Below are 5,985 nucleotides of genomic sequence, written 5' to 3'. Positions count from 1 at the left end.
ATATCTGGTGGGATCCGGCTCTCGAAGAACAGATCGCACAGGCCGGTGCCGCCGGACGGATCAGCTCCTACCAGGTCTGTGACTGGCTGAACCCGATGACCGCCGATCCGCTGCTGTCGCGCGGCATGATGGGCGACGGTGTCATCGACTTCACGACCATCGGCGGGTGGGTTCGTACCGCTGGTTACCGAGGCGACGTCGAGGTGGAGATTTTCAATGCGGATATCTGGGCCGGGGACGGTCGGGAAGTCATCGAGACGATGAAGCAGCGCTACCGCGACCTGGTCCTACCCGCCCTTGTGGACTGAACGGACCGGCCGGTAGGGCCGGTGATGTCCTGGGGCGTCGAACCGTGGGTTCGAAGAGGCGGGACTGCCCCAACGGGCGTCAGAATTCCGAAATATCGTATATATCGGACACCGACCCGATTTCGGCGCTGTCCGACATTGCCGGCGCAGCAAATCATCTGAACGGAGGTTTTCGGACACCAAGTATCTCTTGAATGTGAAACGGTCTCGCTCTGTGGTCGAATCGGGTGTGACAACAATTCGCCTCCGTCGCTGGTGAGAAGCGAAATCCACTCCCTTGGGTAGGTGAAAACTGTTCTCAGAAATGGAGATACGCGAATTCGTGTTGCTAGCATCTGCGCCGTGAATCAACAAGCTATCCGCAAATCCCTGTTGCGTGTCATCCCTGCCATAGGCGTGTTCGGCATGGTTTTTCCGGCCACCGCCGGTGCCGATCCCGGCGCATTGCAGCCACCGCTCGTAGAGTTCCACGCGGAAAACGGGGGAAGTGTGTACGGGTTGATCGAGAACCCCAACGATCACGGGGTGTGCTGGGCGGAGAATGCGGACACCGGCGCGGTTTTCACGATCGGTCCGATGTTCCACAACTTCCCGGTGGAAGAGTCGGTTGCCGGCCCGGGGGCAGTAATGGTCCGGTCACTGGACAACGATAAGAGCGGACCCGTTCGTGTCGTCGGCCGGTGCGCCGACCATCTGCCGCCCGCCGCAGGCGACCCGGCGGCCTCGGCCAGCGAAGTGGTCACGGTGGAAACGGTAGTCACCAGCATCCCGTTGACGGGCAGCAGCGGCGGATAACCTCGGTTCGAGGGATTTCGAGGTGGGTGTCAGCCAATGGGCTCTGGCCCACTTTCGGTGGTGGCTGGGTGGACTTCAGCCGAGAAGGATGCGGTGGCGGAGCAGCCGGAATCCGGCGCGGCCATACATTTGTCGTTTGATCAGCTTCGTTTTCGTGTTCACGCCTTCGACCGGGCCGTTGCTGTAGGGCATGCAGAGTCCGGCCAGGACCGCGTGATAGTCACGGTCGATACCGCGCAGGAACGGGTCCAGTTCGGGTAGCGCCGCAGCGCGGGCGCTGCTCATCCAGTCGTCGAGGTCGCGGCCGCGGTGTTCGGTGACGATACGAGCGAACCCGCTTACCAGCTCCGCGAGCACCGTCAGATCCGGGCAGGCCGCCAGCAGCTCGGTGAGATGAGTGTGGCGCTGCTCGCCCAGCTCGCTGGGGCGGGTGGTGATCCAGGCGGTCAGCCGCCGGGGCGAGGGCATGACCCGGTCGGACTCGGCTCGGCCCTGATTCAGATACTTGTGCAGGAGATTCAGGCTACCGGTGTAACCGAGATCGGTGATCTCGGCCAGCAAAGTAGTCACCGGCACGCCCGGTTCTGTGGCGCGGCGGGCGCGCAAGTGATCACGGTAGGGGTCGACCAGACTGGCCCGGTATTGCGGTGGGCGGCGCAGCTTCTCGGGTTCGCTGACGCGGGAATACCGTTTGACGGTGTTCAAGCTGAGTCCGAGTCGGCGGGCGCAGTCCATGAGTCCGACCCCGTGGTCGAGGAGGTCGTGGATGGCGTGCCAGCGGGCCAGCGTGGTGGTTTCGCGGGTCAACTTCCGGCGTTTCGGGCCGGCCGCGGCCCAGCAGCGGGCGTGGGCGGCGACCACCTTCTCTGCTACTCGGACCAGGTTGTGCCACAGGTGCCAGCGGTCAGCAATCTGGATCGCGGTCGGGGCCCCGCGGCGGATCGCTTCGGCATAAGTCGCCGACCCGTCACGCACGACGAACTCGACCCCAGGATGGGCCCGCAACCACGTTTCCAAGGTGGCCGAGCGGCGGTCGGGAAGGACATCGACGCGCTGGTGGGTCGCGCCGTCGATCAGCACGGTCCCGTAGCGGTGACGGCGCAGCAATGCGAAATCATCCACACTGAGCACCCTCGGCACTTTCTGGGTCTGCAGCGGAATGCCGAGCAGCGCCCGCACCGCGGTCTGCCGCGACAATCGCACCGACCACTGCCGCAGCATTCGGACCGCAGCCCGCCCGGCCAGCTCCCGCACCGCCGCACGCACGTGCCCGGTCAACCGGGTAGTGCGCCGCTGATAGCGTTCCACCACACCGGGAACCTGTTCCCGAAAGGTGCGCTGGCATCCCTGGGTCTGGCAGTAGAGGCGCCGGACACGGACCCGCACCACCACGCTGCGGCCATCGACCGGCAGATCGGCCAGTCGCCGCTCGTGAACTCCATGAACGCGGGCCGATCCCGCACCACAGCCCGGGCATTCAGCCACACCACCGGGAGTCCGGGCCCGGACCACCAGCCGCGAACCCGCCACGCCCACATCCTCGACAACCAGTGGCGACAAACCTGAAAACACCACGCCGACACCAACACCCACCTCAGCCACTGGGCTATCGTGCCGCCGTCACCTCACAGACACCACCGAAAGTGGGCCAGAGCCAGCCAATGGGTGTTGCGGGTCAGTAGTCGTAGTCGGGGCGTGGACGGCGGGAGGCTCCGAGGCGGCGCAGGTGAATCCGGCGGGTCAGCCGTATGAGGGGACGGATCAGGAACTGCACCGATCCCACCAGGAACAGCCAGGTGGCCGGGATATGGGTTGATTCGGAAAAGAACAGGACACTGCCGAGCGTGAACCATACCGCGATCAGCACGTCGTTGACGATGGAGGCGGTCTCGTAACGGTCGTCGATGACGAGGACCTCGTCACCCACCGTCACCCGCACCGGCCGGTCGCTACCCTCGATCTCGTCTCGCGAAGCCATCCGCCCAGCGTAGGCAACCGCCTCGGGAACGCTACCTCTCCGGTGGCCGGGGAGTAGGTCAGTGGTTTCGCCATGGGCAGGACACGAACCATGGGCAACGGTGTGTTCGCGCGAGGATCGTTCCGAGGAGGGCGAGCCCGGTTGATCAACGGAGGCGTTCGCCGGCGATGAACCGCAGGTTTTCCACGAGTGCCATCGCCGACGGGCTCAACGTTCGCCCGGCGGCCAGGGTGAGCCCGACGCTGTGGCCCATAGGGCCCAGCGCGACCGGCAGTGCGGCGATACGGGCGTCGCTGCGGCCGATGAGGCCCGGCAACACGGCGATCATATCGGTGTCCAGCAGCAGCTGCCGGACGGTGAGGAACGAGGTCGCCTCCACGCGATTGACCGGCAACGCCATTCCGGCGCGGGCGAACGCTTCCTCGAGTTCCCGCCGTAGTGCGGTCTCTGTACCGGGCAGAATCCACGGGTACTGCTCGAGATCTCGCAGCGCCAGGTCGGTCCGGTCGGTGAGCGGGTGGTGCGCACCGGCGAACACCTCGATCTGCTCCTCGTAGAGCGGGGTGCGGAGCGTGCTCGCCGTCGTCGGTGAGGTCAGGCGACCCACGATCACATCGATGCGGCCCGCCTCCAGTTCGACCAGCAGTGATTCCGGCGACCCCTCGCGGACCGCGACCGTGAGCAGTGGATGCGCCTGTTTCAGCCGGGCGATCGCTTGGGGGAGTAGCACATTCGATCCGGCGAGATGAGTGCCGACGATGACGGTTCCCCGGTCGGCCTCGGCGAGTTCGACGACGTGGCGGCTCGCCTGGTTCAGCTGCGCGAGTACCGCGCGGGCGTGTTCGGTGAACGCCGCCCCGAAGATCGTCGGGGTGATTCCGCGTGGCCCGCGTTCATAGAGTTCGACGCCGAGAATCGTCTCGATATCGCGCAGGCTGCGAGTGGCGACGGGCTGGGTGATGTGCAGCTCCGCGGCGGCGCCGATAACACTGCCTTGCCGGGTGAGGGCTTCGATCAGGACCAGATGCCGGACCTTCAAGCGGCCGTCGAGTAATCGTGGTTGATCCACATCGGGCTCCCGGGGTGCGGTCATATGGAGATTCCGCGAAGAGGGCTAGGAACGGATAGCCATAGTACGTGACGTCGCGGTATAGCAATCGAGGCATGTCTACGGCGAGTATTCACATTTGCCTTGCATGGAGAGCCAGATCACGCTCAGTGCGTACACGTGAAACGTTCAGCAGTGAATTCGATGCACACGATCCGATACGCCCGGAAGCCGCGACAGCGGCAGACTGATCCGCAAGTGCGCTGACGAACGGTTCACGGGAATCCGACCGGAGACCCGAGACTTGATAGGCGGCTTCCATGACCGACCACACGACCCGAGACCGAGCTGCCGACCGCGAGGCGGCGGCGCGCGGCCGCGTCGCCAGAGCGACTCTGGCCGGCACCACACTCGAGTGGTACGACTTCTTCCTGTACGGCACGGCGGCCGCACTCATCTTCAACAAACAGTTCTTCCCTGATCTGAATCCCACGGCCGGCACCCTCGCCGCATTCAGCACGTTTGCGGTGGGATTCATCGCCCGTCCGCTCGGCGGTCTGGTATTCGGGCATTTCGGTGACCGCATCGGACGTAAGGCGACGCTGGTCGTCTCGCTCGTGATGATGGGCGTCGGATCGACGCTGATCGGTCTCGTCCCCAACTACGACGCGATCGGCGTCTGGGCGCCTGTTCTCCTGGTTGTCCTGCGTGTTGTCCAGGGGATCGGACTGGGCGGTGAGGGAGCCGGCGCGACCCTGATGTCGATGGAGCATGCCCCCGCAGGGAAGAAGAACCTATATGCGGGGTTCCCTCAGATGGGCACCCCCGCGGGCCTCGTGCTCGCGAACGGTATCTTCCTGATCGTCGGCAATGTCCTACCGGATAGTGCGTTCCAAGCCTGGGGTTGGCGAATCCCGTTCCTGCTCAGCTTCGTTCTGGTCGCGATCGGGCTGGCCATTCGCCTGCGCATCACCGAATCGCCGTCCTTCAGCGGTGTCGTCCAGAACCATGCGGTCGCGAAACTGCCGATCCGCGAGGCCCTCGATGTCGGTTTCGTTCGCCTGGCACTGACGCTGGCCGCGGTGGTCGCCAACTCTGCGGTGGCCTATGTGTTCATGGTGTTCGCGCTGTCCTACGGAACGCAAGAACTCGGCTACGACAAGCAGTTCCTGATCCTGGGTGTGATGGTGGCTGCTGCCCTGTGGTTCGCGTCGATTCCGGTGTGGACCATGGTGGCCGACAAATACGGGCGGCGCACCATGTTCATCGGCGGCTCGGCCGCGATCCTGATCTGGTGTGTGGCGTTCTTCCCGATGCTCGACACCGCGAACGCGGCCGTGGCCACGATCGCGTTCGTCGGCATGGGACTGATCATCCCCATAACCCACTGTGTTCAGGGCAGTATTATCGCCGACACCTTCCCCGTCAGGGTGCGGTACTCCGGGTCGTCGCTGATCCTGCAGAGCGGCGCCATCCTGGGTGGCGGCCTGGCGCCGATGATCGCCACGGCGCTGCTCGACGCCACCGAATCGTCTGCGGGGGTCACGTGGTACCTCGCCGTCATATGCGCGATCAGTCTGTGCGGAGCCATCGCACTGTTTCGAGTGGTGCCCGATTCGTCGCGGGGACTACAGCACGACGAGTCGCCGACGGCAGGCGGTGCGGAGCCGGCCGCAGCCCTCGGCGAGGAGTCTGCCGCAGCAAGGCTCTGACGCGATAACGAAGCCCGGCCCCCGCGATGGGGGCCGGGCTCAGTGGTGTTTGGGGCCCGGGGGCCCCCCTAGCTCTCGGTTGCCGCGATGAGTTGGAGCAGTGCGCCGGTCAGGTACGGATAGGGTTGCGGCAGGTCGAGGAAG

At 65.0% G+C, this 5,985-nt stretch carries 5 protein-coding genes and 1 pseudogene; 3 read left to right on the top strand and 3 right to left on the bottom strand.

Annotated features, from left to right (window positions below):
* A pseudogene (locus QH196_RS03730) lies at positions 1-308 on the top strand (sugar phosphate isomerase/epimerase); the annotation flags it as partial.
* A gap of 285 nt (positions 309-593) precedes the next feature.
* Positions 594-1,103, top strand: a complete 510-nt coding sequence (locus QH196_RS03725; RefSeq protein ID WP_280414324.1) for a hypothetical protein — start codon at positions 594-596, stop codon at positions 1,101-1,103.
* Positions 1,104-1,178: 75 nt separating this feature from the next.
* Here QH196_RS03725 and QH196_RS03720 read toward each other — a convergent pair whose 3' ends face one another.
* The 3 genes from QH196_RS03720 to QH196_RS03710 all read right to left on the bottom strand — a co-directional run bounded on the left by QH196_RS03720 (position 1,179) and on the right by QH196_RS03710 (position 4,150).
* The gene (locus QH196_RS03720; RefSeq protein WP_432279428.1) at positions 1,179-2,705 is read right to left on the bottom strand and encodes an ISL3 family transposase; all 1,527 of its coding nucleotides are present in this window, start codon (positions 2,703-2,705) and stop codon (positions 1,179-1,181) included.
* Positions 2,706-2,778: 73 nt separating this feature from the next.
* Positions 2,779-3,081 carry a YrhK family protein gene (locus QH196_RS03715; protein WP_280414323.1) on the bottom strand — a complete coding sequence of 101 codons (303 nt, stop codon included), beginning with the start codon at positions 3,079-3,081 and terminating at the stop codon, positions 2,779-2,781.
* A 145-nt stretch (positions 3,082-3,226) separates the two neighbouring features.
* Positions 3,227-4,150, bottom strand: coding sequence for a LysR substrate-binding domain-containing protein (locus tag QH196_RS03710; RefSeq protein WP_280414325.1), 924 nt, complete (start codon positions 4,148-4,150; stop codon positions 3,227-3,229).
* Positions 4,151-4,449: 299 nt separating this feature from the next.
* On the opposite strand from QH196_RS03710, the gene QH196_RS03705 reads away from it, so the two are divergent.
* Positions 4,450-5,841 carry an MFS transporter gene (locus QH196_RS03705; protein WP_280414322.1) on the top strand — a complete coding sequence of 464 codons (1,392 nt, stop codon included), beginning with the start codon at positions 4,450-4,452 and terminating at the stop codon, positions 5,839-5,841.
* Positions 5,842-5,985: the final 144 nt, after the last annotated feature.

Source organism: Nocardia carnea, assembly GCF_029868325.1.
Taxonomy (GTDB): Bacteria; Actinomycetota; Actinomycetes; order Mycobacteriales; family Mycobacteriaceae; genus Nocardia; species Nocardia carnea_C.
The sequence above is the reverse complement of the archived record's forward strand: the minus strand, read 5'-3'. Positions and strand labels throughout refer to the sequence as shown.